This window comes from Tritonibacter sp. SIMBA_163 (genome assembly GCF_046535935.1).
GTDB lineage: Bacteria > Pseudomonadota > Alphaproteobacteria > Rhodobacterales > Rhodobacteraceae > Epibacterium > Epibacterium scottomollicae.
The window spans coordinates 1-253 of the sequence record NZ_JAWJBP010000884.1; the positions used below are offsets into that span (position 1 = coordinate 1).

Annotated in this window: 1 protein-coding gene; it reads left to right on the forward strand. The window is 37.9% G+C overall.

The window, feature by feature from the left end:
- On the forward strand, window positions 1–190 hold a 190-nt coding region (locus tag R0J92_RS24875; RefSeq protein ID WP_411053651.1), incomplete at its 5' end, for a hypothetical protein.
- Between the last annotated feature and the right edge of the window lie 63 nt (window positions 191–253).

Sequence of the window (253 nt, forward strand, 5' to 3'; positions counted from 1 at the left end):
CTCTATGTATGTAACAAAGGAAAGTCCGCATTTTGACACGCATGAAGAGGGTATACATCAGGAGATACCTAACAACTTAACGGAAGAACAGGTTGAGCATTACGCTAAAAATCTTATGGTGTACTTCAATAGCACGTTAAGAGTTGGAGAGTCGCCAAGGGAATTGGTGAGTTGGAGAATTGAAAAGTGAGGGATTGATAATTTTCTACAGAAAGGATGATTTGCATTGGATAAAGTAATTGAGTTTTTAAGG